The sequence below is a fragment of the Mycobacterium sp. RTGN6 genome (assembly GCF_033804605.1).
GTDB lineage: Bacteria > Actinomycetota > Actinomycetes > Mycobacteriales > Mycobacteriaceae > Mycobacterium.
This window is the reverse complement of sequence record NZ_JAPZKZ010000002.1, coordinates 231335-255916: the sequence shown is the minus strand read 5'-3', so window position 1 is coordinate 255916 and position 24582 is coordinate 231335. Positions and strand designations below refer to the sequence as shown.

Annotated in this window: 24 protein-coding genes; 17 read left to right on the top strand and 7 right to left on the bottom strand. The window is 69.1% G+C overall.

What is annotated here, in order from left to right; all coding sequences use genetic code 11:
* Positions 1 to 245 precede the first annotated feature (245 nt).
* On the top strand, positions 246 to 716 hold the full coding sequence (locus tag SLQ33_RS05525) for a nitroreductase/quinone reductase family protein (RefSeq protein WP_319452794.1): 471 nt from the start codon (positions 246 to 248) through the stop codon (positions 714 to 716).
* A gap of 31 nt (positions 717 to 747) precedes the next feature.
* Complete coding sequence (locus SLQ33_RS05520) at positions 748 to 1956, top strand: hypothetical protein (protein ID WP_319452793.1); 1209 nt, start codon at positions 748 to 750, stop codon at positions 1954 to 1956.
* A 19-nt stretch (positions 1957 to 1975) separates the two neighbouring features.
* Here SLQ33_RS05520 and SLQ33_RS05515 read toward each other — a convergent pair whose 3' ends face one another.
* Positions 1976 to 3430, bottom strand: coding sequence for a protein adenylyltransferase SelO (locus SLQ33_RS05515; protein WP_319452792.1), 1455 nt, complete (start codon positions 3428 to 3430; stop codon positions 1976 to 1978).
* A 137-nt stretch (positions 3431 to 3567) separates the two neighbouring features.
* Between SLQ33_RS05515 and SLQ33_RS05510 the strand changes: the two genes are divergently transcribed.
* The 6 genes from SLQ33_RS05510 to SLQ33_RS05485 all read left to right on the top strand — a co-directional run bounded on the left by SLQ33_RS05510 (position 3568) and on the right by SLQ33_RS05485 (position 11013).
* Positions 3568 to 4461: a mycobacterial-type methylenetetrahydrofolate reductase gene (locus SLQ33_RS05510; protein WP_319452791.1), complete on the top strand. Its 894-nt coding sequence runs from the start codon at positions 3568 to 3570 to the stop codon at positions 4459 to 4461.
* A 166-nt stretch (positions 4462 to 4627) separates the two neighbouring features.
* Positions 4628 to 5038, top strand: coding sequence for a hypothetical protein (locus tag SLQ33_RS05505; RefSeq protein WP_319452790.1), 411 nt, complete (start codon positions 4628 to 4630; stop codon positions 5036 to 5038).
* On the top strand, positions 5035 to 5415 hold the full coding sequence (locus SLQ33_RS05500; protein WP_319452789.1) for a VOC family protein: 381 nt from the start codon (positions 5035 to 5037) through the stop codon (positions 5413 to 5415). Before SLQ33_RS05505 ends, SLQ33_RS05500 begins: the two co-directional genes overlap by 4 nt.
* 25 nt (positions 5416 to 5440) lie before the next feature.
* Positions 5441 to 9355: an ATP-dependent RNA helicase HrpA gene (gene hrpA / locus SLQ33_RS05495; protein ID WP_319452788.1), complete on the top strand. Its 3915-nt coding sequence runs from the start codon at positions 5441 to 5443 to the stop codon at positions 9353 to 9355.
* A gap of 9 nt (positions 9356 to 9364) precedes the next feature.
* On the top strand, positions 9365 to 10636 hold the full coding sequence (locus SLQ33_RS05490) for a wax ester/triacylglycerol synthase domain-containing protein (protein WP_319452787.1): 1272 nt from the start codon (positions 9365 to 9367) through the stop codon (positions 10634 to 10636).
* Positions 10637 to 10845: 209 nt separating this feature from the next.
* Positions 10846 to 11013 (top strand): hypothetical protein, encoded by a 168-nt coding sequence (locus SLQ33_RS05485; RefSeq protein ID WP_319452786.1) that lies wholly within the window; start codon positions 10846 to 10848, stop codon positions 11011 to 11013.
* 62 nt (positions 11014 to 11075) lie between these two features.
* On the opposite strand, the gene SLQ33_RS05480 is transcribed toward SLQ33_RS05485, so the two are convergent.
* On the bottom strand, positions 11076 to 11729 hold the full coding sequence (locus SLQ33_RS05480) for an MOSC domain-containing protein (RefSeq protein ID WP_319452785.1): 654 nt from the start codon (positions 11727 to 11729) through the stop codon (positions 11076 to 11078).
* 67 nt (positions 11730 to 11796) lie between these two features.
* On the opposite strand from SLQ33_RS05480, the gene SLQ33_RS05475 reads away from it, so the two are divergent.
* Positions 11797 to 12480: a GAP family protein gene (locus tag SLQ33_RS05475; protein ID WP_319452784.1), complete on the top strand. Its 684-nt coding sequence runs from the start codon at positions 11797 to 11799 to the stop codon at positions 12478 to 12480.
* Between the two features lie 13 nt (positions 12481 to 12493).
* Here SLQ33_RS05475 and SLQ33_RS05470 read toward each other — a convergent pair whose 3' ends face one another.
* Positions 12494 to 13648, bottom strand: coding sequence for an acyl-CoA dehydrogenase family protein (locus SLQ33_RS05470; protein ID WP_319452783.1), 1155 nt, complete (start codon positions 13646 to 13648; stop codon positions 12494 to 12496).
* On the bottom strand, positions 13641 to 14834 hold the full coding sequence (locus SLQ33_RS05465; protein WP_319452782.1) for an acyl-CoA dehydrogenase family protein: 1194 nt from the start codon (positions 14832 to 14834) through the stop codon (positions 13641 to 13643). Before SLQ33_RS05465 ends, SLQ33_RS05470 begins: the two co-directional genes overlap by 8 nt.
* A gap of 108 nt (positions 14835 to 14942) precedes the next feature.
* On the opposite strand from SLQ33_RS05465, the gene SLQ33_RS05460 reads away from it, so the two are divergent.
* Positions 14943 to 15371 (top strand): PPOX class F420-dependent oxidoreductase, encoded by a 429-nt coding sequence (locus SLQ33_RS05460; RefSeq protein WP_319452781.1) that lies wholly within the window; start codon positions 14943 to 14945, stop codon positions 15369 to 15371.
* Here SLQ33_RS05460 and lipE read toward each other — a convergent pair.
* Positions 15325 to 16611 carry a lipase LipE gene (lipE, locus tag SLQ33_RS05455; protein ID WP_319452780.1) on the bottom strand — a complete coding sequence of 429 codons (1287 nt, stop codon included), beginning with the start codon at positions 16609 to 16611 and terminating at the stop codon, positions 15325 to 15327. The two genes, SLQ33_RS05460 and lipE, sit on opposite strands and share 47 nt — an antisense overlap.
* Entirely contained in the window at positions 16608 to 17093 is a 486-nt protein-coding gene (locus SLQ33_RS05450; protein ID WP_319452779.1) for a peroxynitrite isomerase, read from the bottom strand. The genes lipE and SLQ33_RS05450 overlap by 4 nt, the downstream gene beginning before the upstream one ends.
* Before the next feature lie 63 nt (positions 17094 to 17156).
* Here SLQ33_RS05450 and SLQ33_RS05445 point away from each other — a divergent pair, with 63 nt between their 5' ends.
* The 4 genes from SLQ33_RS05445 to SLQ33_RS05430 all read left to right on the top strand — a co-directional run bounded on the left by SLQ33_RS05445 (position 17157) and on the right by SLQ33_RS05430 (position 21513).
* On the top strand, positions 17157 to 18266 hold the full coding sequence (locus tag SLQ33_RS05445) for an FAD-dependent oxidoreductase (protein WP_319452778.1): 1110 nt from the start codon (positions 17157 to 17159) through the stop codon (positions 18264 to 18266).
* 90 nt (positions 18267 to 18356) lie between these two features.
* Positions 18357 to 19502: a fused response regulator/phosphatase gene (locus tag SLQ33_RS05440; RefSeq protein WP_319452777.1), complete on the top strand. Its 1146-nt coding sequence runs from the start codon at positions 18357 to 18359 to the stop codon at positions 19500 to 19502.
* A gap of 62 nt (positions 19503 to 19564) precedes the next feature.
* The gene (locus SLQ33_RS05435; protein ID WP_319453267.1) at positions 19565 to 21076 is read left to right on the top strand and encodes a sensor histidine kinase; all 1512 of its coding nucleotides are present in this window, start codon (positions 19565 to 19567) and stop codon (positions 21074 to 21076) included.
* Positions 21073 to 21513: a response regulator gene (locus SLQ33_RS05430; protein ID WP_319452776.1), complete on the top strand. Its 441-nt coding sequence runs from the start codon at positions 21073 to 21075 to the stop codon at positions 21511 to 21513. Before SLQ33_RS05435 ends, SLQ33_RS05430 begins: the two co-directional genes overlap by 4 nt.
* A 4-nt stretch (positions 21514 to 21517) precedes the next feature.
* Here the strand turns inward: SLQ33_RS05430 and SLQ33_RS05425 are convergent, their stop codons facing one another.
* On the bottom strand, positions 21518 to 21886 hold the full coding sequence (locus SLQ33_RS05425) for a hypothetical protein (protein WP_319452775.1): 369 nt from the start codon (positions 21884 to 21886) through the stop codon (positions 21518 to 21520).
* 101 nt (positions 21887 to 21987) lie between these two features.
* On the opposite strand from SLQ33_RS05425, the gene SLQ33_RS05420 reads away from it, so the two are divergent.
* The 3 genes from SLQ33_RS05420 to SLQ33_RS05410 are packed head-to-tail and all read left to right on the top strand — an operon-like array spanning position 21988 to position 24564.
* Complete coding sequence (locus SLQ33_RS05420; RefSeq protein ID WP_319452774.1) at positions 21988 to 22893, top strand: SDR family NAD(P)-dependent oxidoreductase; 906 nt, start codon at positions 21988 to 21990, stop codon at positions 22891 to 22893.
* An 11-nt stretch (positions 22894 to 22904) separates the two neighbouring features.
* A complete protein-coding gene (locus SLQ33_RS05415; RefSeq protein WP_319452773.1) occupies positions 22905 to 23381 on the top strand; it encodes an SRPBCC family protein in 477 nt (158 codons plus the stop codon).
* 4 nt (positions 23382 to 23385) lie between these two features.
* Positions 23386 to 24564 carry an alpha/beta hydrolase gene (locus SLQ33_RS05410; protein WP_319452772.1) on the top strand — a complete coding sequence of 393 codons (1179 nt, stop codon included), beginning with the start codon at positions 23386 to 23388 and terminating at the stop codon, positions 24562 to 24564.
* Positions 24565 to 24582 lie beyond the last annotated feature (18 nt).

Genomic DNA, 24582 nt, shown 5'->3' with positions numbered 1-24582 from the left:
CGTAGCTGAGCACCCGCACCCCGATGCCGCACCGTCGCCCTGCTCCACCGACGGGATTTGCTCACCGGCAAGGGTGAAGCCTCGGCCCGGAAAGGGCCTTGAGGTAGTCGGTGTAGGCGTGCAGCGGCGCGGGGCCGTAGCGTAGCGGACTACCTGCATCCCGATTGCCGAATGGCTCGGTCATGGCGAGAAGGCGCGCCATGTGAGACGGTCGAGGTAGCGCGCCGACCGAAGGGAAGCCATCCATGGGGGACGCCGACTGGGCGAGTGAGCACCGGGAGACGTATCTGACCTCGGGTGGCACCCGCGGCCACATCGTGGACCTCAGCTCCGTCGGCGGCCGTGCACTGACGACCCACTGCTTGATCAAGTGCACGGGCCGCACGTCTGGGAGGAGCTACATCAGTCCGCTGATCTACGGCAACGTTGGCGGAGAGATCGTGATCGTCGCATCGAAGGGTGGCGCCGACGTCCATCCGGAGTGGTATCTGAACATCCTGGCGAGCAACACGATTGGCGTTCAGATCGCGACCCAGGCGTTCGAGGCGACGTGGCGCGAACCCGAAGGTGAAGAGCGCCACGACGTGTGGGCCTTCATGGCCCACCTGTACCCGCCGTATCTCGCCTACCAAAGGTCGACGAGTCGTCACATCCCCGTCGTGATGTTGAACCCGGTGCGGCCGATCGAAGTCTTCACGCCTGAGCCCGCTCTGTAGGTTGGACGTCGGCGCAACGACGGGAGACACGATGCGACGCGTTCTTGGAGTCGGAGCCGGGGTGGCTTGTGCGCTGCTCGTCGCCGCGTGCGGCGGCGGCACCACCGACACCAGTGCCTCGTCCACCCCGACGATCGCGCAGCCGCCGGTCCTGCCCATCACGAGCCCCGACAAGCTCGATGCGGGCACGTACCCGACGAAGCCCCTCCCGCCAATCGGTACCGCGGGCAGTCCCGCCCGCGGGGCCGTCGCTCAGGCGCAGCAGATGGCCGACTTCGTCATCGGGCCGTGGGACGTCGACGAGACCCTGATCACGCCATACCTCGAGAGCTTCTACCTGATGGACAACCCAGGCGTGTTGTCCCGAATCGGACCGGAACCGGTGGCGGCCGCCGCCGGTCAACACGGCTTCGTCAACGGGTTCGCCTCGGCCCGCGAGGCGACCGACAAGGCCGCCCTCGTCCATGCCGTCATGCGCTTCACCGACCCAGCCGCTGCCGCCGCGGCGAGCGCCGACATGAACAAGGCCGCGTCGGGCAAGCCGATCGCGGGCGCCCTTCCGGCCGTCGCCGCGATTCCCGGCCATCCGGAAGCCGCGGCCTCCACCTACCCGTTCACTCCCCATGGTTCCGACCGCGTGCGAGCCACGATCCGGTCGTTCACCCCTCATGGGCCTTACGTGTTCATGGACTTCGTCCAGTCGATCGACGGGTTCGACGCCGCCGCTGCGATGGTCGCCAAGGCCGTCGACATCCAGGCTCCGCTCATCGACAAGTTCACGCCGGCCGACCTGAACGCCCTCGCGGCCGTCGAGCTTGACCCGACCGGGATGCTGGCGCGCACCGTTCCGCTCACCAGCGGCGCGTCCGCCGCAAAGAACTCCGTCTACGACGCGCGCGGCGCTGCGCACTTCCAGAGCAACCCCGTTGGGTCGGAGACGCTGTTCAAGGACACCGGTGTCACCGAGGTGGCGATGGCCGGGACGAACGTCTACGCGGCCAGGAGCGCGCCGTCGGCAGGCATGGTCATCAAGTCGTTCACCGACGAGCTCGCCAAGACCGAGGGCACCACCATCGCCGCGCCGGTGCCCAACATTCCGGACAGTCATTGCTTCGCGTTCCCGAAGGCCTTCTACTGCGTGGCACCCGCCGACCGGTACGCGATCGAGGCGACGAGCGACAAGCTCGACACGCTGCACCAGCTGGTGGCCGCCCAGTACATCATCCTGACGGCGAAGTGAGCCTAGGCCGAGCGAAAGCTCAAGTGCCGCAGAAGGTCTGGTAGCTGGCGGACGCGTCGGGGTTCGGTTCTGCGTAGCGATCAAGGCCGGGACGCTGGTCATACGGAGCGGCCAGTGCCTCGAGCAGCCGTTCCACCGGACCGAGGTCGCCTTCGGTGGCCGCCGCCAGCGCCTCCTCGACGAGGTGGTTGCGCGGGACGTAGACCGGGTTGACGCGGTCCATCGCCGCGGCGTCGGGATCGAGCGCCGCCCACCGCGCGGCCCACGCGTCGAACCCTGCGAGGTCGGCGAACAACCCGCGCACCGGCTCCGCGTCGCCGCGTGCACTGCGGCCGAGCGCACGAAAGAACGACGTGTAGTCGACGCCCTCGCCCGCGAGCAGGCCGAGCAGGTCCTCGATCAACACCGCCGAGTCCACGCCCACGGCGAGCCCGAGCTTGGCGCACATTCCCGTCGACCAAGCGTGCTCGTACTGGCCGCCGAACCGGCCAAGCGACTCAGTGGCGAGCGCGACGGCCTGCTCCTGGTCCTCGGACAACAGCGGGAGCAACGCCTCGGCGAACCGAGCCAGATTCCACGCGGCCACCGCGGGCTGGTTGCCGTAGGCGTAGCGGCCGCCGTAGTCGATCGAGCTGAACACGGTCGCCGGATCGAATGCGTCCATGAACGCGCACGGCCCGTAGTCGATGGTCTCTCCCGAGATCGTCACGTTGTCGGTGTTCATCACCCCGTGGACGAACCCGACCAGCATCCACTGGGCGACGAGTGCGGCCTGCCGCGCGACGACCTCGTCGAAGAACACGAGATACGGGTGCTCGCTCGACGCCGCTGCGGGGTAGTGCCGCGCGATTGCGTAGTCGGCCAGCCGGCGCAACAGGTCCACCTCGCCGGAGGCCGCCACGTACTGGAAGGTGCCCACCCGCAGGTGGCTGCTGGCGACGCGGGCGAGCACCGCGCCGGGCAGGGCCGTGTCGCGGTACACCGGCCGTCCCGTCGCCGCTACCGCGAGGGCACGCGTGGTCGGGATGCCCAGCGCGTGCATCGCCTCGCTCACCACGTACTCGCGCAGCATCGGGCCCACGGCCGCGAAGCCGTCACCGCCGCGGGCGAACGGGGTGGCGCCCGAGCCCTTGAGGTGCAGGTCGCGACGTTGCCCGTGGGGGTCGACAAACTCGCCGAGCAGCAGCGCACGTCCGTCGCCGAGGCGCGGGCTGTACCCGCCGAACTGATGCCCGGAGTACGCCTGCGCCACCGGCGTCGCGCCGTCCGGGACGAGGTTGCCCAGCAGGAAGCGCAGCCCGTCGGGGCTCCGCAGCCACGCCACGTCGAGGCCCAGCGCGCGGGCGAGTGGCTCGTTGAGGGCGAGCAGCCGCGGATCGGGGGCGTCGGCGGCCTTCGATGCAACGGCCAGTTCCGGCAGTTCGCGGGCGTAGCCGGCGTCGAGGACGACGGCGGTTTCCGGCGCGCTGGTCACGTGACCCACCCTACGGAGCGGGCGGTGTCCCAGCCCAGTTCGGTACGCTAATTTCTTTGCGGAGGGCGATCTGGTCGCCGAGTCGACATCGAGGTCGACTCTCCGCCGCAGGCACGTGTCCCCACAGGAGCAGTCCGTTGAGCCTCAACACCATCGCGCTCGAGCTCGTCCCGCCGAACCTCGACCAGGGGCGCGAGCGGGCCCTCGAGGAAGCCCAGAAGGTGCTCAAGAGCGCCGGGGAAGCGGGGCTCGGAGGGCGGTTCCGGCACGTCATGATCCCAGGGATGATCGAGGAGGACGGCGACCGTCCCATCGAGATGAAGCCGAAGATGGACGTGCTCGACTTCTGGTCGATCATCAAGCCGGAGCTGCCGGGCGTGAACGGACTGTGTACCCAGGTCACCGCGTTCCTCGACGAGCCGACGCTACGCCAGCGGCTGACTGTGCTCGGCGACACTGGGATCGACGGCATCGCCTTCGTCGGAGTACCGCGCACCATGAACGACGGCGAGGGGTCCGGCGTCGCACCAACGGATGCCCTTGGCATCTTCGAAGGACTGGTCGACAACCGCGGCGTCATCCTGATCCCCACCCGTGAGGGCGAACACGGCCGGTTCGAGTTCAAGTGCAAGCAGGGCGCCACCTACGGCATGACCCAACTGCTGTACTCCGACGCCATCGTCGACTTCCTCACCGAGTTCGCCAGGGAAACCGACCACCGGCCTGAGATTCTGCTGTCGTTCGGCTTCGTGCCGAAGGTCGAGACCAAGGTGGGCCTGATCAGCTGGCTCATTCAGGATCAGGGCAACGCCGCCGTCGCCGCCGAGCAGGAGTTCGTCAAGACGTTGGCGGGCACCGAGCCCGTGCAGCGCCGCACGCTGATGGTCGACCTCTACAAGCGCGTCATCGACGGCGTCGGCGGCCTCGGCTTCCCGATGAGCGTGCACTTCGAGCCCGTCTACGGCGTCAACACGCCGGCCTTCGAGACCTTCGCCGAGATGCTGGCCTACTGGGCGCCCGACCGCCCCTGAGCCTGCCCCCGTGCTCGTTTCGGCTGTAGTCACGGCTGTTGAATCGGCGAAATCACGACCCTCAGTGCAGGCGAAGTGGACAGCTCGCCCGCCTCGGGATGAATTTCCCGTCTCCGCGGAGTCTACTTAGATAGCCGAATCGCAGGACGGAAGGCGGCGAGCACTCGTGAACACACCCGGAGTCGACGTGACCACGCCGCTCGCCCTGTTGGGCCGTCGGGCCTTCGCGTTGTCGGCGGTGTGTTCAGCTGCGCTGCACGTGATTTCGCTCGGACATGCCACGAACCCCGTGGCCGCGACGGTGATGGTGGCGATGGCGTTCGGGTGCCTCTACTGTGCGCGCGACCTCTGGACGCGCGGTACGTCGCGGAGCTGGACGCTGGTGGCGCTGATGAACCTGGCGATGATCGGCGTTCACCTTCCGATGGCGGCGCATCACCACGGCGCGAGCGTCGCGCTGCCCGCAGTGCCCACAGGTTCGGCGGCGATGACCCTGGCCACCGTTCTCGCGGTGATCGAAGTGGTGATCGCCGCGGCCGTGCTGTTCCACCGGACTCGCGGGCTTGCCCCGTCATGACGACACCCGTGGGACGCCTGGGCGCTACCTCAATCGACTGCCCAGACCCAGCCGCACTCGCTGACTTCTGGGGTGCGCTGCTCGGCATGCGCAGGCTCGTCGAAAGCCCCGACGGCAGCGTCATCGCGATCACCGACGGCGCCCAGACCTTGGCGATGATGCGCGTCGCCGACTACGTGGCGCCGACGTGGCCGGAGCCGGGGCAGCTTCAGCAGATGCACCTCGACGTCTCGGTGAGCGACCTCGACGAGGCGGTCGAGCGAGCGGTCGCCTTGGGCGCACGAATCGCCGAGCATCAGCGGGACCCGGCTAGCTGGCGGGTGCTACTGGACCCTGCGGGCCATCCCTTCTGTCTGACCACGGTCGGAGCGGACTGAGCACGCTCCGCCTATCCTTGCCCGAGTGTCCGAACCGTCCCGTGCCGACGTGCGCGCGTTGCGTGCCCGCCTCGACGGTCTGACGATTCGGGACGCCGCCCGGCTGGGCCGCCGGCTGCGACAGCTGCGCAGCGTGACGCCCGAACAGTTCGGGCGGCTGGCCGAGCAAATCACCGCGGCCGAAGCCCTCGTCGCCACCCGCGTCGCCGCCGTTCCGACCATCACCTACCCCGAGCTGCCCGTCAGCGCGCGACGCGACGACCTCGCGAAGGCGATCACCGAACACCAGGTGGTCGTGGTGGCCGGTGAGACCGGCTCCGGCAAGACGACGCAGCTGCCCAAGATCTGTCTCGAACTCGGCCGCGGCATCCGGGGCACCATCGGCCACACGCAGCCGCGCAGGCTCGCCGCGCGCACCGTCGCCCAGCGCATCGCCGACGAACTGTCCGTCCCACTCGGCGAAGCCGTCGGCTACACGGTCCGCTTCACCGACCAGGCCAGCGACCGCACCCTCGTCAAGCTGATGACCGACGGCATCCTGCTCGCCGAGATTCAGCGCGACCGGCGCCTGCTGCGCTACGACACGCTGATCCTCGACGAGGCACACGAGCGCAGCCTTAACGTCGACTTCCTGCTCGGCTACCTCCGCGAACTGCTGCCGCGCAGGCCCGACCTGAAGGTGATCGTTACCTCGGCGACCATCGAGCCCGGCCGCTTCGCGGAACACTTCGGCGGTGCCCCGATCGTGGAGGTGTCCGGGCGCACCTACCCCGTCGAGATCCGTTACCGGCCACTGGAAGTCGTCGTTCCCGCCAGTGACGACGAGGACCCCGACGACCCCGACCACGAGATCGTGCGCACCGAGTTGCGCGACCCGACCGAGGCCATCGTCGACGCCGTCGAGGAGCTCGCCGCCGAACCTCCTGGCGACGTGCTGGTCTTCCTCTCCGGTGAGCGCGAGATCCGCGACACTGCCGAGGCCTTGCAGGACGCACTGAAGGACAACCCGCTGGGCACCGAAGTACTCCCGCTGTACGCCCGGCTGCCCACCGCCGACCAACAGAAGGTGTTTGCGCCAAGTCGCACCGCGCGCCGAATCGTGTTGGCCACCAACGTCGCCGAGACGTCGCTGACGGTGCCCGGCGTCCGCTACGTCGTCGACCCCGGCACCGCACGCATTTCGCGCTACAGCCGCAGGACCAAGGTGCAGCGGCTGCCGATCGAGCCGATCTCGCAGGCGTCGGCAGCCCAGCGCGCGGGACGGTCGGGTCGCGTGGCGCCAGGCGTGTGCATCCGGCTGTACTCGGAGGAGGATTTCGCGTCGCGGCCGCGCTACACCGATCCGGAGATTCTGCGCACCAACCTGGCGGCCGTCACGCTCCAGATGGCTGCGCTGGAACTCGGTGACATCGAGGACTTTCCGTTTCTTGACCCGCCGGACGCGCGCAGCATCCGCGACGGCGTGTTGCTGCTGCGCGAACTCGGCGCCTTCGACCAGCAGGGCGCCATCACCGACGTTGGTCGCAGGCTCGCGCAGTTGCCCGTCGACCCGCGCATCGGTCGGATGATCCTGGCCGCGGACGCCGAGGGCTGCGTCCACGAGGTGCTGGTGCTCGCGGCAGCGCTGTCGATCCCGGACCCACGTGAACGGCCCGCCGACAAGGAAGAGGCCGCCAGGGCCAAGCACGCCCGGTTCGCCGACGAGCATTCGGACTTCGTGTCGTATCTCAACCTGTGGCGCTACCTCCGTCAACAGCGAAGAGACCTGTCGGGCAGCGCCTTTCGCCGAATGTGCCGACAGGAATTCCTGCACTACCTGCGTATCCGCGAGTGGCAGGACCTGGTGGGCCAGCTGCGGGACATCGCACGGGGGCTCGGCATCAGGGAGTCGAACGACCCGGAACCGGCGGACCCCGCCCGGGTGCACGCCGCACTGACCGCCGGACTGCTGTCGCACATCGGGCAGCGCGCGGGAACTGGCAGGGAGTACGCCGGCGCCCGCAACTCGAAGTTCGTGCTCGCGCCGGGGTCGGTGCTGACGAAGCGCCCGCCAGGCTGGGTGGTGGTCGCCGACCTCGTCGAGACGAGCAGGCTGTTCGGCCGGATCGCCGCGCGCATCGACCCCGCCACGGTCGAGCGCATCGCCGAACACCTCGTCCAGCGCAGCTACAGCGAGCCGCACTGGGAGGCAAAGCGCGGCGAGGTGGTGGCCTTCGAACGGGTGACGCTGTACGGGCTGACGTTGGTCGCCGGCCGCCGCGTCGGGTACGCGACGTTCGAGCCCGCACTGGCCCGCGAGTTGTTCATCAGACATGCACTCGTCGAGCGGGATTGGCAGACCCGGCACCACTTCGTCCGCGACAACACGCGCCTGCTGGAGGAGCTCGCCGAACTCGAGGAGCGCACCCGGCGCCGCGACCTGCTCGTCGGTGACGACGAGGTTCACGCGCTCTACAACGCGCGCATCCCCGCAGACGTGGTGTCGGCGCGGCACTTCGACGCGTGGTGGAAGAAACAACGGCACCGCACACCGGAGCTGTTGACGTTCACCCGCGCCGACCTGCTGCGGGCCGAGGACGCCGACGACCGACCCGACACCTGGCAGACGGGCGACGCCGAACTGCCGCTGAGCTACCGCTTCGAGCCGACCGCCGAAGACGACGGCGTCACCGTGCACGTACCGGTCGACGTGCTTGCGAGGCTCGGTGGTGACGAATTCGCCTGGCACGTACCGGCATTGCGCGAGGAGTTGGTCACCGAGCTCATCCGATCCTTGCCGAAGGCCCTGCGCCGCAACTTCGTGCCCGCCCCCGACACCGCCCGTGCAGTGCTCGGCGAGCTCGATCCCGAACGCGAACCCCTGCTGGACGGGCTGCAGCGTGCGTTGCTGCGCCGCACCGGCGTTCGGGTGCCCATCGAGGAGTTCGACCTCGACAAGCTGCCTGCGCACCTTCGCGTCACGTTCGTCGTTGAGTCGGCCGAAGGTCGAGAACTAGGCCGCGGCAAGGATCTCGACGCGCTCCAGGAGCGGCTGGCCGCACCCGCGCGCACCGCCGTCGCCGAGGCGGTCGCCGACGGGCTGGAACGCAGCGACCTGCGGGGTTGGCCCGACGACCTGGCCGAACTCCCGCGCACCGTCGAACGTCGCGTCGCGGGACGCACCGTGCGGGGCTTCCCGGCGCTGACGGATGCAGGCGGCGGCGTCGACGTACGGGTGTTCGCGACGGAGGCGGAGCAGGCCGCCGCGATGGGTCCCGGCACGCGCCGGTTGCTGCGCCTTGCGACGTCGTCACCGGTGAAAGCCGTTGAGCGGGCACTCGATCCGCGGGCTCGGTTGGCGCTGAGCACGAATCCCGACGGGTCGCTGGCGGCCCTGCTCGAGGACTGTGCCGACGCCGCGGCCGACCTTCTGGTGTCGGCGCCGGCGTGGAATCGGGCCGACTTCACCGCCCTGCGTGACCGGGTGGCCGGTGCGCTGACCGAGACGACGTTGGACGTGGTTGCGCGCGTCCAGCGGGTGCTCGACGCGGCGCAGGCGGCGCGGCTCGGGGTGCCCGACAAGCCGCCGCCCGCGCAGGCGACCGCGATCGCCGACGTCCGTGCCCAGCTCGAGCGGCTGCTGCCCGTGGGGTTTGTCACCGCCACCGGCGTCGCGCACCTGGCCGACCTGACGCGCTACCTGACTGCGATCGCACGCCGACTGGAGCGGCTACCGCACGCGGTGGCCGCCGACGGTGAACGGATGCAGCGCGTCCATGCCGTGCAGGCCGCATACGACGAACTCGTCGCCGCACTGCCGACGGGGCGGGCGGATGCCGCCGACGTCCGCGAAATCGCCAGGCAGATAGAGGAATTGCGGGTAAGCCTGTGGGCACAGCAGCTGGGCACGCCGCGCCCGGTCAGCGAACAGCGCATCTACCGCGCAATCGACGCCGTCTAGACTCGACGGGTGGCAGACGAGGACCGACTCTCGGCGGACGACGCGCGCATCCTCGCTCTCGAATCCGCTGCGATCACCGGCCACACCCTCAAGCTGATCGTCCTCGAACCGGGTAGTGAGCCGCTCGACCTCGACGCGCTACGAGCCACCGTCGGCGCCAGATTGGCGAGCCAACCCCGCGCCACCGAGCGCGTTGACACGTCCGCGTCCGAGCCACGCTGGGTTCCCGCAACGGATTTCGACGTCACGAACCACGTCCGGCGTCGTGCCGACAGCGCGTGCGCGTCACGGGCCGACCTGTGGCGGATCGTCAGTGAGCTCATGTCGGAGCACCTCGACCGTCGGCACCCACTGTGGACGTTCGACGTGATCGGGCCCATGGCCGACGGTCGCGAGGCCATCGCGGCACGCATCCACCACGCGATGTGCGACGGGATCGCCGCCGTCCGGTTCCTTGACGCGGTGCTCTTCGATGCCCACGAGTCGGCCCCCGCGAGCGGCGGGCACGCGGCGCCGGCCCCGCTCACCCGCCGCGACGAGTTGCGCAGGCTGCCCGCGGCGGCGTTCCGCGAACTCGGCCGTCCAGGCTCGCGCTCGCCGTTCGACCGTCCGATCACCGTCTCCCGCGAGCTGGCGTTCACCGCCGCCCCGCTCGCTGAACTGACCGCGATCGGCGCGTCGCGGCCCGTGCGTGCGACCGTCAACGACGTCCTGCTCACCATCGTCGGCTGCGGACTGCGCACCTGGCTCGAACGCCACGAATTGGCCCGCAAGCATCTGCGCGCCCAGGTGCCGGTGAGCCTGCACCGACGCGACGAGGATGCCACCGTGGGTAACCGCGACTCCTTCATGAACGTCGACCTGCCGCTTGGCGAACGCGATCCGCTCCTCATGCTCGACCTCATCAGCGCGCAGACCCGCGAACGCAAGCGACTCGACGACGCCGACGAGATGTACGAGCTGCTCCATGCGCTCGGCGCGGTGAAGTACGTCGGCAAGGCCGCGAAGCGACTGGCGGGCAGCGCGCGCGAGTTCAGCCTGTCGATCTCCAACGTTCCCGGGCCGCGTACCGCCGTCTCCGTGGCGGGTCGACGCGTGCTCAACCTGTTCTCGTCGTCGGAGCCCGCCGCACACCACGCGCTGCGCATCTCGGCGATCTCGTGCGCGGGCGACATCGGCATCGGGTTGTGCACCGATCCGCAGGCGCTAGCCCACATCGCCCTCATGGCCGACGCGGTGCAAGACGCCTTTGCCGAACTACGCGCCGCCGCGGTGACGTAACAGCGTCGGCCAACCCTGGATCGAGGCGCGCAACCGGTTGATTGCTGCCATCCGCCGTTCAATTGCTGCCAATGGAATTACCGCGCTGAACAGTGCGTTCTAGCTGTCAGACCGGGTAGGAAATCTCCCAACCGGAAGACGTAGGGTCCGAACCGCGACACGAACGCCACGGCTCGAACACCGAAGCAAAAGAGGAAGAGGTCTTCGAAATGAAGAAGTTTGGATTTGCTAGCGCCATCGCCACCGGATTCGCCGCCGCCCTGTTCGGGCTGGCAGCCCCCGCCCAGGCGGACGTCGTCCACCACGACTGGGTGGCCGACATCCAGCAGCAGGCGACCGTCGGCGCGGTTACGCCGGTCTTCGGCAACGGCCGCTGACACAGCGAAGCAAGAGGGGCACCCGATCATCGGGTGCCCCTCTTTTCGCGTTCGGGGTTCGCTCAGCCGGCGGCGCGGCGGCGGGCCTTCGCCTTGATCTCCTCGGGCAGCGCGTCGGCGGCGAGGATGGTCGGCAGCAGCTTCGGCTCGAGCGTGAGCGCGCGGAACACCGTGCCGATGGTGACGCCGTGTCCGGGCCGGTCGACGAGCTCGATGGCGTCGCCCGCGCGAAGCGTCCCTTGTTCCACCACCCGCAGGTAGGCGCCAGGGGTGCCGCCGTGCGTGAACGTCTTGATCCAGCCGGAGATGCCCAGCCGCAGCTCGAACGTCTTGCAGGGCACGCGGGGTCGCGTCACCTCGAGCAGCAGACCGTCCGAGCCGATGCGCCAGCGCTCGCCGATCACGGCGCCGGTGACGTCGATCCCCGACGTCGTGACGTTCTCGCCGAACATGCCGTTTGTGAGTTCGCGCTCGAGCTCGGCCGCCCAAACGTCGAGATCCTCCCGGGCGTAGGCGTAGACCGCCTGATCGTCACCGCCGTGAACCTTCGGGTTGCCGATGGTGTCGCCGACGAGACCGCTGCCGAGCCCGCCCTGCATGGGGCCGGGCGCGCGGACCGCGACGGCGCCGACGACGGGCCGCTTGTCGATGCCGGTGGTCGCGGTGCTCACACCGGGCTGTACGTGCGCGCTGTTCACCGTCAACACCGTGGCCACCCCCCGAGCGTAGTTCCGCCGCCGCGTTGGCGCCGGGAGCGGCCCGGCCCCTAGGGTTTCGTGTGACATGCTGGCTCTCCTCCTGCCCCTCGCGGGGTTCGCGTTCCTCGACTCGCTCAACCTGCTCAACCTGGGAGTCACGACCGCGGTCGTCTACGACAGCCGGCTCACCCGACGGTCGCCGCTGCCTGCCGGGCTGAGCTTCATCGCGGGCGTCTTCACGGCGACGAGCACGACCGGCGTCTGCATCGTGCTCGGCCTGAGCTTCCTGACCCAGCGCGTGGACATCGAGGTCACGCCGACGGTGCGGTACTGGGGTCAACTGGTTCTGGGGCTGGTGCTCATCGCCGTCGCCTCGTTGTCGTCGTCGAACGGACGGCAACCGCCGGCGTGGGCGCTCAACGTGGCGCGGCGAAGTCCGTGGCTGTTCGCCGTCGCGGGATTGGTCGTCGGACTGGGACAGGCGCTCACGTCGGTGCCGTACCTGTCGGCGCTCACGATGATCTCCGCGCGCGACGTGCTGCCGACGGCCTGGCCGCTCGTCGTCGTGGCCTACTGCGCAAGCGCGTTGGTTCCCGCGCTGTTCGTGCTCGGCCTATCGGTGCGCAAGACCATGCGCGCACGACGGCTGCAGCGGCGAATCGTCCGCGTGCTGTTCAAGTACGCGCCGATCGTGGTGCGGGCGCTGTTCTTCGGCATCGGCGTGCTGCTCGTCGGCGACGCGCTGTGGAACTGGCGCGCACTTTGGTGAGTACCTCGCCGAGTTAGGCCGGCAGGCCGTCGGCCACCCGCGGGGGCTTCTCGGCCGACGCGTCGTCGAGCACCATCGCGGCGACCCGCGACCGGTGCTGCTCGGCGGTGCCCAGCAGCGCGGCGTCGGTGGCCGCGCGCTTGAAGTACAGGTGCGCCTGGTGTTCCCACGTGAACCCGATGCCGCCGTGCACCTGGATGGTGTCGGTCGCGACGTGACTGAACGCGGCCGAGCAGACGGCTTGGGCGATGCTCGTCGCCAGTGCCGGGTCGTCGGAGCCGTCGGTCAGCGCCCACACCGCGTGGTACGCCGTCGACCGGGCGTGCTCGACGTCGACGAGCACGTCGGCCAGCCGGTGCTTGACGGCCTGGAACGAGCCGATCGGCCTGCCGAACTGCAGCCGCGACTTCGCGTACTCGACGGACAGGTCGAGCAGATGCTGTGCGGCGCCGACCATCTCGACGGCCAGCAGCGCCGCACCAACCTGCAGCGCGTGGTCGATCACCCGCGCTGCGTCGTCAGGCGCCGCGATCAGACGCGCGGGCGCGTCGGTGAACCGCACGTTCGCCTGAGGTCGAGTGAGGTCGAGCGTGGCGAGCGGAGTCCGCTCGACGCCCGCTGCGCCCGCGTCGACCGCGTACAGCGCCACCCCGTCGGGGCCGTTGGCGGCGACCAACAGCACGTCCGCGGCACCGGCGTCGACGACCTGCTTGACGGCACCCGTGACGGTGTCGCCGGACGCGGTCACAGTGACGGCGTCGGGGACGAAGCGGCCCGCCTGGTCCGGGACGGCGAACGCCGCCGTGCGGGTGCCCTCGACGAGCTCGCTCAGCAATTCGTCACGCGCCGGACCCGACGACGCGGCCACCAGCGCGGGAATGGCAAGGAACACCGTGCCGAAGACGGGCCCGCAGGCGAGCCGGGCGCCGAGCTCCTCGACCGCGACGGCCTGGTCGACCAGCGTGCCGCCGACGCCGCCGTCGGCCTCTGCGACCGACAAACCCAGCACGCCGAGCTCGCCGCCAAGGCGCGCCCACACCTTCGCGTCGAACGGTGGGTCCGACTCCATCAACGCACGCACCGTCGGCTCGTCGAAGTTCTCGGCGCTGAACTTGCGGACCGCGTCACGCAGCTGCACCTGCTCGTCGGTGAACGTGAACTCAGCCACGGGGGATCTCCTTCCAAGCCATGCCTGCGTCTGCGCGAAGGTCGCCGGGTAGTCCGAGGATCCGTTCGCCGAGGATGTTGCGCATCACCTCTGAGGTGCCGCCTTCGATCGTGTTGGCGCGGCTGCGCAGGAACCGCTGCTGAATGGGACCCTGCCAGTCCTTCTCTCCCGTGGCGGCGCCCTGGTGGTAGCCGTGATATAGAAGTCCTTCCGGCCCAAGGAAATCCATGCAGAACTGGTAGATGTGCTGGTTCAGCTCCGCACCGACGAGCTTGCCGATCGACCCCTCCGGCCCGGGGCCTCCGACGCCCGCGGCGGCTCGAGAGCGCTCCGAGGTCAGGCGTTGCGCCTCCGAGCGCAGCCACAGTTGGGTCAGTCGGTCGCGGAGCACCGGCGTCTGTTGGTGGGGGCGCGACGCCCACAGGGACACCGCCTCCGAGATGGTGCCTGCGCCGCGACGGCTGCCGCTGCCACCCAACGCGGTGCGCTCGTTCATCAGCGTGGTCATCGCGACGCCCCACCCGTTGCCGATCTCGCCGAGCCGGTGCTTGTCCGGGATGCGGGCGTCGGTGAAGTAGACCTCGTTGAACTCGGCCTGTCCGGTCAGCTGGCGCAGTGGTCGCGTCTCGACGCCGGGGCCGTGCATGTCGATGACGAAGTAGGTCAGGCCCTTGTGCTTGGCCACGTCGGGGTTGGAGCGCGCGAGCAGCAGTCCCCAGCGGGCGCGGTGCGCGAGGCTTGTCCACACCTTCTGCCCGTTGATCACCCAGTCGTCACCGTCGCGGACCGCCGAGGTGGCGAGGCCTGCGAGGTCGGATCCCGCGCCGGGCTCGGAGAACAGCTGACACCAGAGGTGCTCGGTGGTCGCCAGCGGGCGAAGCCACTGATGCTTGACGTCGTCGCTCTGCGCGTGCTCCCGGATGGTCGGGGCCGCCATGCCGTAGCCCATCGGGTTCAGGCCCAGCGGCACCGGGCTGCCCGCGCCCTGCAGGATTCGGTCGGCGACGGCCTGCAGCCCGCGCGACACCCCGAGCCCGCCGAGGCCCTCGGGGAAGTGCACCCACGACAGTCCGGCGTCGTAACACGCGCCGAGGAGTTCGGGGACGGGGACCTTCTTGGGGTCGTGGGCGGCCACCACCCCGCGCGCCAGCTCGGCGACCCGCTCGGAATCAGCATCGTTGCTCATCTGGTCACCATAGAACGGCGTCACATTGGCCAGTCCCTGGCCCTCGACACCCGTCAAGAAACGGTGGGGGGTGGAATATCCCCTGCCGCGCCACGGGTTGCCCGACACATGACCTCAGCCTTCGATCCCCGCACCCTGCTCGCCGAGAGCCGAATCGGCGTGCTGGCCACCATCAAGTCCAACGGCCTACCCCAGCTGTCTCCCGTGACGCCGTACTACGACCGCGACGCCGATGTGATCTACGTGTCGATGACCGACGGCCGGGCCAAGACCGCGAACTTGCGCCGCGACCCTCGGGCGGCCTTCGAGGTCACCAGCGCCGACGGCTGGTCGTGGGCGACGGCCGAGGGCACGGTGACGCTCATCGGGCCAGGCACCGACCCGAACGGCCCCGAGGTCGAGGCGCTGGTGGACTACTACCGCGCCGCCGCGGGCGAGCATCCGGACTGGGCCGAGTACCGCGCGGTCATGGTCTCCGACCGCCGGGTGCTCATGACGTTGACGGTCGACCGGGTGTACGGCGAGAAGATCCGCTGACGCGGGTCACGCGGGGAAACTCGGCGTTGATCGCGTCGAGCACCGCAGGGTAGCGCTTGGCTTCACGGTGTCCGCCGGGCTTGCCGCTGCTGACAACCCCCACCGAGAGCTCGCGCTCGGGGTCGGCCCACATGGCGATGTTGACCAACCCAGTGTGGCCGAACGCCGCGGGCGCATCGAGTCCGAACGGCCCGAAGCGCTTGGACCCCAACATGAATCCGGTGCCCCAGCGCAGTGGCACCAGGCCCGTCGCGACGTCCGGACGCAGTCGGCGGCGCTGCACCGTCGCCTCACGCAACGTCGCGGCCGACATGACCCTCACCCCGTCCAACTCGCCGCCGCGGCGCCATAGCTCGGCGAAGCGCGACAGTTCGTCGGCGGTGGAGACGGTGCTCGACGACGGCACCACGCTGGTGAGGAACTGCGCAGTGTTGGTGAACGGAATGATCTGGTGCGTCGTCCCGCCGATCGCAGTCTTGAACGCCGCGGCGATGGGCGGCGGCAACGGCTTGCCGGTGGCGTGGCTGGGGGCGACGAGCGGCACGTCCCGTTCCGCCACACCGTAATTCGTCCAGCGGAACCCCAGCGGCTCGAGAATCTCGGTGGCCAGGATCTCGCGGATGTCCCGCCCAGTGGCGGCGGACATGATCTCCCGCATCAGCGGGCCCCAGGTCACGGCGTGGTAGACGTGCACCAGCCCGGGCCGGTAGACCGGCTTGAGGTTGCCGAGCATCTCGCGGGCGTACTCGCTGTCGTTCATCCGCTTGAGGTCGGGCTTGGGTCCGGTGGCGAACGGGACGCCTGCGCTGTGCGTCAGCACGTGCCGGATCGTCGTGCGGTGCTTGCCATGGCTGGTGTAGCTGGGCAGGTAGTCGCAGACGCGGTCGTCGAGCGAGAAGTACCCGCGCTCGGCGAGCATGTGCACCACCGTCGTCGTGATGCCCTTGGCCGTCGAGTACACGCAGAACGGGGTTTCCGTTGTCACGGGCACCTTTTCGGCGTCGGGAGCGTCGTCGGGGCCGTTGCCCCAACCATGCCCGATCGCCCGGTTCAGCACGACCTTGCCCTCGCGCCGCACGCACACCTGAATCGCGGGGTGCATGCCCGCCCGATACCAGTGCCGCGTGGCCTGCCAGATCCGCTCGACGGCAGGCGAGCCGACATCGGAGTGGTCCTCCTCGCCGACCGCCGTCACCGCGTCGAGGTTGGCCGGGACGCGTACCCGCCCGTCGGAGCTCACGGCGTCGTCCTGTGCAGCGTGGCGGCGAGGTGGTGTTGAAGCGGCTGGCCCACCGCGCCCATGCGCACCGTGTACGTCAACGTGTCCCCATCGATTCGGATGGACCGGCCGAGCGCGTTCACGTCCTTGGCTGACGCGGTGCGCCCGATCGACGTCGCGATCAGTTCCAGCTCGATGACGCCGTCGTGCACCGACAGCGTGCCCTCCTGAATTTCCGTCACCCCGGTCGGATGGGCGAGCACCCATTCGACGCGGTCGGGCGACGGCACCCGCACGTAGCCGGTCTCGGCATGCAGCGGTCTGCCGTCGTCGCCGGCCTTGGTGCGCTGCCCATAGGAGAGGAACGGCTTGCCGACGTGGCCGAAGGTGACTTCCTCGGTGTATTCGAACGGCTGGATCGTCGGGTACTCACCAGTTCCTCGGCCCGCCCACGTGCCCAACAGCGGAGCGAGCACGGCGACGTCGGGATGGAGATCGGCCACGTCGCCAGGGTACGGTGCGGATCAGTAGGCAAGACTCGGTGACCAAGTCGACGATGGAGCGGGATGAGCCGCAAACGGGTGGTCGTCGCCGGCCTCGGCGACAGCGGCGTACTCACCGCGATCCGGCTGGCCAAGCACGCTGACGTCGTCGGCATCTCGACCAAACCCGCCTTGGTGAGCGGCCAGGAACTCGGCTGGCGCATCAGCCGCCCCGACCACTGGGCCAAGCACAACTGGATCTCCTTCGATCGGTTCCAAGGGCTGGATCGCGTGCGCACCGTCCACGGCACGCTTACCGGCCTCGACCTTTCGCAGCGGACCGTCGCCGTCCAGCGCGACGACGGCTCGATGGTCGACGAGCCATACGACGCGCTCATCATCTCGACGGGCGTCACCAACGGGTTCTGGCGTCAACCCACCTTGCAGTCCACCGACGAGATCGGCGCCGAACTGCGCACCGCACACGACCGGCTCAAGGCCGCGTCGTCGGTGATCGTCGTCGGTGGTGGCGCCGCGGCAGTCAGCAGCGCCGCGAACATCGCGAGAACGTGGCCCGGCACGCGCGTCGACCTCTACTTTCCCGGCGAGCGGGCGCTGACCCAGTACCACGACCGCACCTGGGAACGCGTCCGGCGCAGGCTGAACGAGGCCGGTGTCACGCTGCATCCCGGCCACCGCGCGGTGCTGCCGGACGGGTTCACCGGCGACGAGATCACCAGCGCCCCGGTCGAGTGGAGCACCGGACAGTCGCCGGCCTCCGCCGACGCCGTGCTCTGGACGATCGGACGCGTGCGACCCAACACCGACTGGTTGCCGCCAGAACTGCTCGACGAGGCCGGCTTCGTCCGCGTCACCCAGGAGCTTCGGGTGCCCGATCAGCCGGGCGTCTTCGCGGTCGGCGACGTCGCAGCCACCGACCCACTGCGAAGCTCCGCCCGCAACCGTGGCGACGGGCTGCTCGCGCACAACGTGCTGGCCGAATTCGACGGCCGCCCGCTGCGCGCGTATCAACCGCCGAAGCGACGATGGGGCTCGGTCATTGGGATCCAGACGGACGGACTTGAGGTGTTCGCCCCGAACGGCCGAGCCTTCCGCTTCCCGGCATGGTCGTTCGAGCGAATTCTCATGCGGTTGATCGTTCGGCGTGGGATCTACCGCGGAATACGCGAGTGACACGTCGGGAGCTATGGGTATCGTCTGTGCATTAGCACTGGACCGACCGAACTGCACCACTCTGAGCACTCCGCGGGGACCGGGCGACGGTTGTCGCTGCTGCTGGTCGAGGACGATCGCGGCGACGTCGTGCTCGTCGAGGAGCTGATCGCCGACGCGAACACCGACATCGACATGGTCGTCGCCCCGTCGATGTCGGATGCCGAACGCGAGCTCAGCAACTGGCGGCCGGACTGCGTGCTGCTCGACCTGAACCTGCCCGACGCCAACGGCATCAGCGCGCTCGACCGCATCACGAAGAAGAACGACAACGTGCCGATCGTCGTCCTGACCGGCCTGTCCGACGAGCACTTCGGCGTCTCGGCCGTCGCCTCTGGCGCCCAGGACTACCTGGTGAAGGGTCGCGTCGATCCCGAAATGCTCAGGCGCGCACTGTTCTACGCGATCGAGCGCAAGCGCGCCGAGCTCACCGCCGTCGAACTTCACGCCAGCCGCATCCGCGCCAGAGAGAACGCGCGGCTGGAACGCGGGCTGCTGCCCACCCCGCTGCTCCTGGATCCCCCCGGTATCGACGTCGTCGCGCAGTATCGCTCCAGCCGCGAGAACGGCCTGCTGGGCGGCGACTTCTACGACGTGGTGCAGACGCCCGACGGGACGGCCCACGTCGTCATCGGCGACGTCTCCGGGCACGGGCCCGACGAGGCCGCCCTCGGCGTCGCACTGCGGATCGCTTGGCGCACACTGGTATTGGCCGGATTCCGCGGTGTCGAGTTGATGCCTCAGCTCGAGCGCATCCTGATCGCCGAGCGCGCGGGCGTCGGCACGTTCGCGTCCGTGCTGAGCCTGACGATCCACCCCAACGACCCCATGGTGGTCGCCGTCCGCGCAGGCCATCCCGGAATGTTGTTACACGGCGCAGGCTCGGTCTGGTGGGTCGATCCGTTCAGCGGCCCCGCCCTCGGGCTGCCCGCGAACTCCGACTGGCCGTCGGACACGTTCGAACTACCCGCCGGACACGGGCTGGTCCTGCTCACCGACGGAGTCTTCGAGGGGCACTCCGGCGCGGGCAACGAACGGCTCGGCGAGGCGGGCCTGCTCGAGATGGCCCGCTCGCTGGCCAACTTGGCAGGCCCGGACTTCGTCCGCGCGCTCGTCGACGGCGCCGAAGAACTCGCGCATGCGCACGGCGGGCTCACCGACGACATCGCGGTGGTGCGCGTGGAGCGCACTGCGTGAAGGCGGCGAAGCCGGACCGCCGGCTGACGGTCCAGGGCTGGCAGAACCTCGTCCTCATCGCCATGGGGGTCGTCGTGCTGGCGGGTGCGGTCGTCGGCAGCGTGTTGCTGAGCCGGACCGACGAGTTCGCCCGCGAGCTCACCGACGACATCCAGCCCTCCCGCGTGGCGTCCTACCGCTTGCAGACGGCGGTGCGCGACCAGGAGACGGCCCTTCGTGGATACGCCATCTCGACCGACCGGCAGTTCCTCGACCCCTATTACGACGGACAGAAGGACGCGCAGGTCGCCGCCGAAGCCATGCGCAGGCGGCTGGCCGACCGGCCCGAACTTCTCGCCGACCTGGATGCGGTCGAGCGGGCCGTGGCGGGCTGGCGGTCGAGCTATGCGGAGCCGCTGATCGGGCGCGTCAAACCTGGGGCCACCAACTTGCTCGACCCGGCTGACCTCGACCGCGGCAAAGTCGAATTCGACGAGATCCGACGGCTGTTCGACGTGCAGAGCGAGCACTTGGCGACGGTTCGCGACGAGGGCCTGGCCAACCTCGCAGAGGTGCGCGGCTGGCGCGACCGCGTGCTGCTGGTCATGATTCTCACGTTCTTCGCTACGGCGATCCTGCTGGCGATCGTGGTCAACCGCACGGTGACTCGCCCGCTCGACAGGCTGGCCGCGGCGTGCAGGCGGATCACCGACGGTGAGTTCGACCAGAAGATCGTCCCGCGCGGGCCCAAGGACATCCGCGCCATCGCGGCCGACGTGGAGGACATGCGACAGCGCATCGTCGCCGAACTCCTCACGGCGCAGACGGCGCGCGAGGCGTTGGCCGAACAGACCGAGGAGCTGCGTCGCTCGAACGCGGAGCTCGAACAGTTCGCCTACGTCGCCAGCCACGACCTGCAGGAGCCGCTGCGCAAGGTCGCGTCGTTCTGCCAGCTGCTCGAGAAGCGCTACGGCGACCAACTCGACGAGCGGGGTATCGAGTACATCGCGTTCGCGGTCGACGGCGCCAAGCGGATGCAGGCGCTCATCAACGACCTGCTGACGTTCTCGCGGGTGGGCCGGCTGAACGCGACCTACGCCGACGTCGCGCTGGACGCGAGCCTGGACGCCGCCATCGGCAACCTGGAGAGCGCCATCGAGGAGTCCGGCGCCGAAGTGGTGCGAACGGCACCGCTTCCGCAGGTCGTTGGCGACCCGATGTTGCTGGCCATGCTGTGGCAGAACCTCGTCGGGAACGCGGTGAAGTTTCGCAAGCCCGGCCAAGCGCCGCGCATCGTCGTCGAGTGCGAGCCCGGCGCGGGCCGGCATCAGGACGAGTGGTTGTTCAGCGTGTCGGACAACGGGATCGGGATCGCCGACGAGTTCGTCGACAAGGTCTTCGTCATCTTCCAGCGGCTGCATGCTCGCGAGACGTACGGCGGAACGGGCATTGGACTGGCACTATGCAAGAAGATCGTGGAGCAGCATGGCGGGACGATCTGGATCGACACGTCGTACACCGCCGGAGTTCGCTTTAGATTCACCCTGCCCGTCAAGCCGATGGCGACTGCCGTTGTGGAAGGATCGCCGCAATGATGGCCGCCGTACGCCCGATCGACATCTTGCTCGTCGAAGACGACCCAGGCGATGAGCTGATCACCCGGGAAGCGTTGGAGCACAACAAGATCAAGAGCAATCTGCATGTGGCGCGCGACGGGGAGCAAGGCTTGGACTTCCTCTACCAAAGAGGTGAGTTCGGCGATGCGCCGCGGCCGGATCTGATCCTGCTAGATCTGAACCTGCCGAAGTACGACGGCCGGCAGCTGCTCGAGCAGATCAAGTCCGACGCCGACCTGTGCCACATCCCCGTGGTGGTGCTCACCACGTCGGCCGCCTCAGAGGACATCGTGAAGAGCTACCAGCTGCACGCCAACGCGTACGTGACGAAGCCGGTGGACGTCGACCAGTTCATGAGCGCGGTGCGGCAGATCGACCAGTTCTTCCTGCAGGTGGTGCGGCTGCCGCAGTTCTGAGGCGCTACAGCGGGATGAACTTCTCGCTGTTGAGTTCCCGCCAGAGCTTGCGGCAGAAGACCTTGAACCGTCGCAGCACGGGAACCTCGGCCATGTAGTCGATGAGTTCCGCATCGGCGATGACGTAGCCGCCGTAGCCGTTGGTGGTCCGGTGCCACAGCCCAGCCAGACACAACTCGACCGCCGCCATAGTGGTGGCGTGGCCCGGCGCGATGGCGTCGAGGCCGGCATCGGAGATGAACGCCGGGTTTGCGGTGCGGACGCTGCGCCCGACCGCCCGCACGTGGATCTCCAGCGCGAGCGGTGATACGTCGCGCATATTGTTACGGCACAACAGGGTCTCGACTTCAGTGAATACGCTCTTCACCCGCATGGAACCAGCATACGGGTAACACCGTCGTAACAAGGAATTTACGTCATTCCGAACCGAACCCCGGCCTGCTCGCGAGTTCGACGAGCTCTACCCTCGACACCGTGACCCAAGCCTGGACGCCGACCCGCCTCGGTGACTTGACCGGCAAGCGCATCATCGTCACGGGCGCGACCAACGGGGTGGGCCTCGCCACCGCACGCGCGCTGGCCGACGCCGGCGCCCACGTCATCCTCGCGGTGCGCAACACCGAACTCGGGGCGCAACGCGCTGCGGAGCTCGGCGGGACGACGTCGGTCGTGCGCCTCGACCTCGCCGACCAGGCGTCCGTCCGCGCGTTCCCCACGCTCCTCGACGACGTCTGCGACGACGTCGACATCCTCGTCAACAACGCCGGCGCAGTCACGACGGCCCGCACCGAGACCGTCGACGGCTTCGAGGCGACGATCGGCACCAACTTCCTCGGCCCGTTCGCGCTGACGAACCTGATCGCCGACCGCGTTCGGGCACAGATCGTCAACGTCGGCTCCGAGGCCCACAAGTCGGCCACGCTGCGGCTCGACGACATGCACCTGCGCCGCAGCAAGTGGAAGGCGATGGGCGCCTACGGACGTTCGAAGCTCGCCGTGATGCTGTGGGGGCTGGAACTCGACCGCAGGCTCCGCGAGGCGCGCTCACCCGTCGTCAGCCAACTCACGCATCCCGGCTGGGTGGCGTCGAACCTGTCGAAGGTGTCGGACAAACCACTGATGTCGTTGGTGCACCGCGTGGTTCAGACGGCGGGGAACCTGCTCGCCAACGACATCGATGCGGGCGCGGCGCCGACGCTGTACTGCATCAGCGAACCGATCCCGCCGGGCAGCTACGTCGGGGTCGACGGGATCGGGGGGCTGCGCGGCGGGCCCGTGCTGATCGGCCGTTCCACCACCGCCTGCGACTACGACGCGGCGGCGCGGCTGTGGGAGTTCGCCGAACGGGAGACGGGGACCACCCTCGGAGCGCTCGGGTAGGGTCTCGCACCATGTCGGACCGCAGGTTTTCTTTCGAGTTCAACCGCACCAGTACCGCGCCGCCGGAGGTATTGTTCCGGCTCGAAACCGACGGGGCGGGCTGGTCGAAGTGGGCCGGGCCGATGATCGTCAAGTCGAGTTGGGAGCGCCAGGGCGACCCCGCGCCCGGAGGCCTCGGGGCCATCCGCAAGGTCGGGGTGTGGCCGATGGCGATGCGCGAGGAGACCGTCGAGTACGAGCAGGACCGCAGGCACGTCTACGTCTTCGCCGACGGCAAGGGCCCGGCGAAGGACTACCGGGCCGAGGTCTTCTTCACCCCGAACGCGTCCGGCGGCACCGACCTGCGCTGGACTGGTTCGTTCACCGACGGACCGCTGCCAGGTACCGGACCGCTAGTGCTCGCCATCGTGCGCAATGCGATCAAGGACGTCTCGAAGCGACTAGTCGAGGCCGCCGAGCGCGAAACCCGAACGGGCTCAACGGGTTGACGTCATGCGCATCGTGGGCATCGTGTCCATGGTGGTCCGCTGCCTAGTCACGGTGCTGATTGCGGGCCTCGCGCTCGGCGTGCTTGGGACGTTCCTGCCCGACCTGCCGTTCCTCGGGCTGGCGACCGGATTCGTGCCGCCGGTGATGTCGTGGGTGATGATCGCGGCGGTTGTCGCTTCGGCGTTCGCGCTCTTGGCTTGGTGGCGACGACGCGGCTGGTTCTCGGGCACGCTGGCCGTCGTCGCGGTGGTCACGGTGCTCGCCGCCACCGTGGCGAACGTCCGCATGATCGATGCCGTCGAACGCGCGGGAGCCGCCGTCGACGTCGTCGACACGCTCGGCGTCTGGGCCAAGGGTGCGGCGGCGCCAGACGCCGAGGCCACCTACGCGACGTACGAGGGGGAGCCACTCGAGCTCAGCGTCTACCGCCCGTCGTCGCCGTCGGTGCCGGCCCCCGTCCTCGTCTTCGTCCACGGCGGCGGCTGGGTGGCGGGCATCCGCGACGCCCACGCCGCCGACATGCGCTGGTTCGCCGACCGGGGTTGGTTGGTGATCACGGTCGACTACGCCCTGTCCTCGGCCGACCGTCATCTCTGGGACGTGGTCGAGGGCCAACTCGGATGCGCGCTGGCATGGGCGGCGACGAACGCGCCCCGCTATGGCGGTGACCCTGCCCGGGTGTCGCTGTCGGGTGACTCCGCGGGCGGGAACCTGGCCATCAACGTGGCGTACCGCAGGGCGAACGGCACGCTCGAGTCCTCCTGTGGTGGAACGCTTCCCGAGGTGGCCGCGGTGTCCACGCTTTACCCGGCGGTCGATCCCGCGGACTTCTACGCCAACCCGGACTTCGCCATGGGTGACACGTCAAGAGCGATGGCCGGTGCGTACACCGGCGGGTCGCCGCAGGAGTTCCCTGCGCGCTACGCCGCCATCGCGGCCGCGACGCACCTCAGCGCGTCGGCGCCACCGACGCTGATCCTGCTCGGCGAGTCCGACCATCTGGTGCCGACCGGTGCCACGTACCGATTCGCGGACGCCGCCCGCGCGGCAGGGGTCGACGTCGAGCTCGTCGCGGTGCCGTATGCCGACCACATATTCGATGCGCGCACGGGCAGCGTTGGGCAACAGGCCTACCGCCAACTGACCGCGAAGTGGCTGCGCGAGCACGGTCAGGCCCCGTAACGTCTGATATCGGCGCAG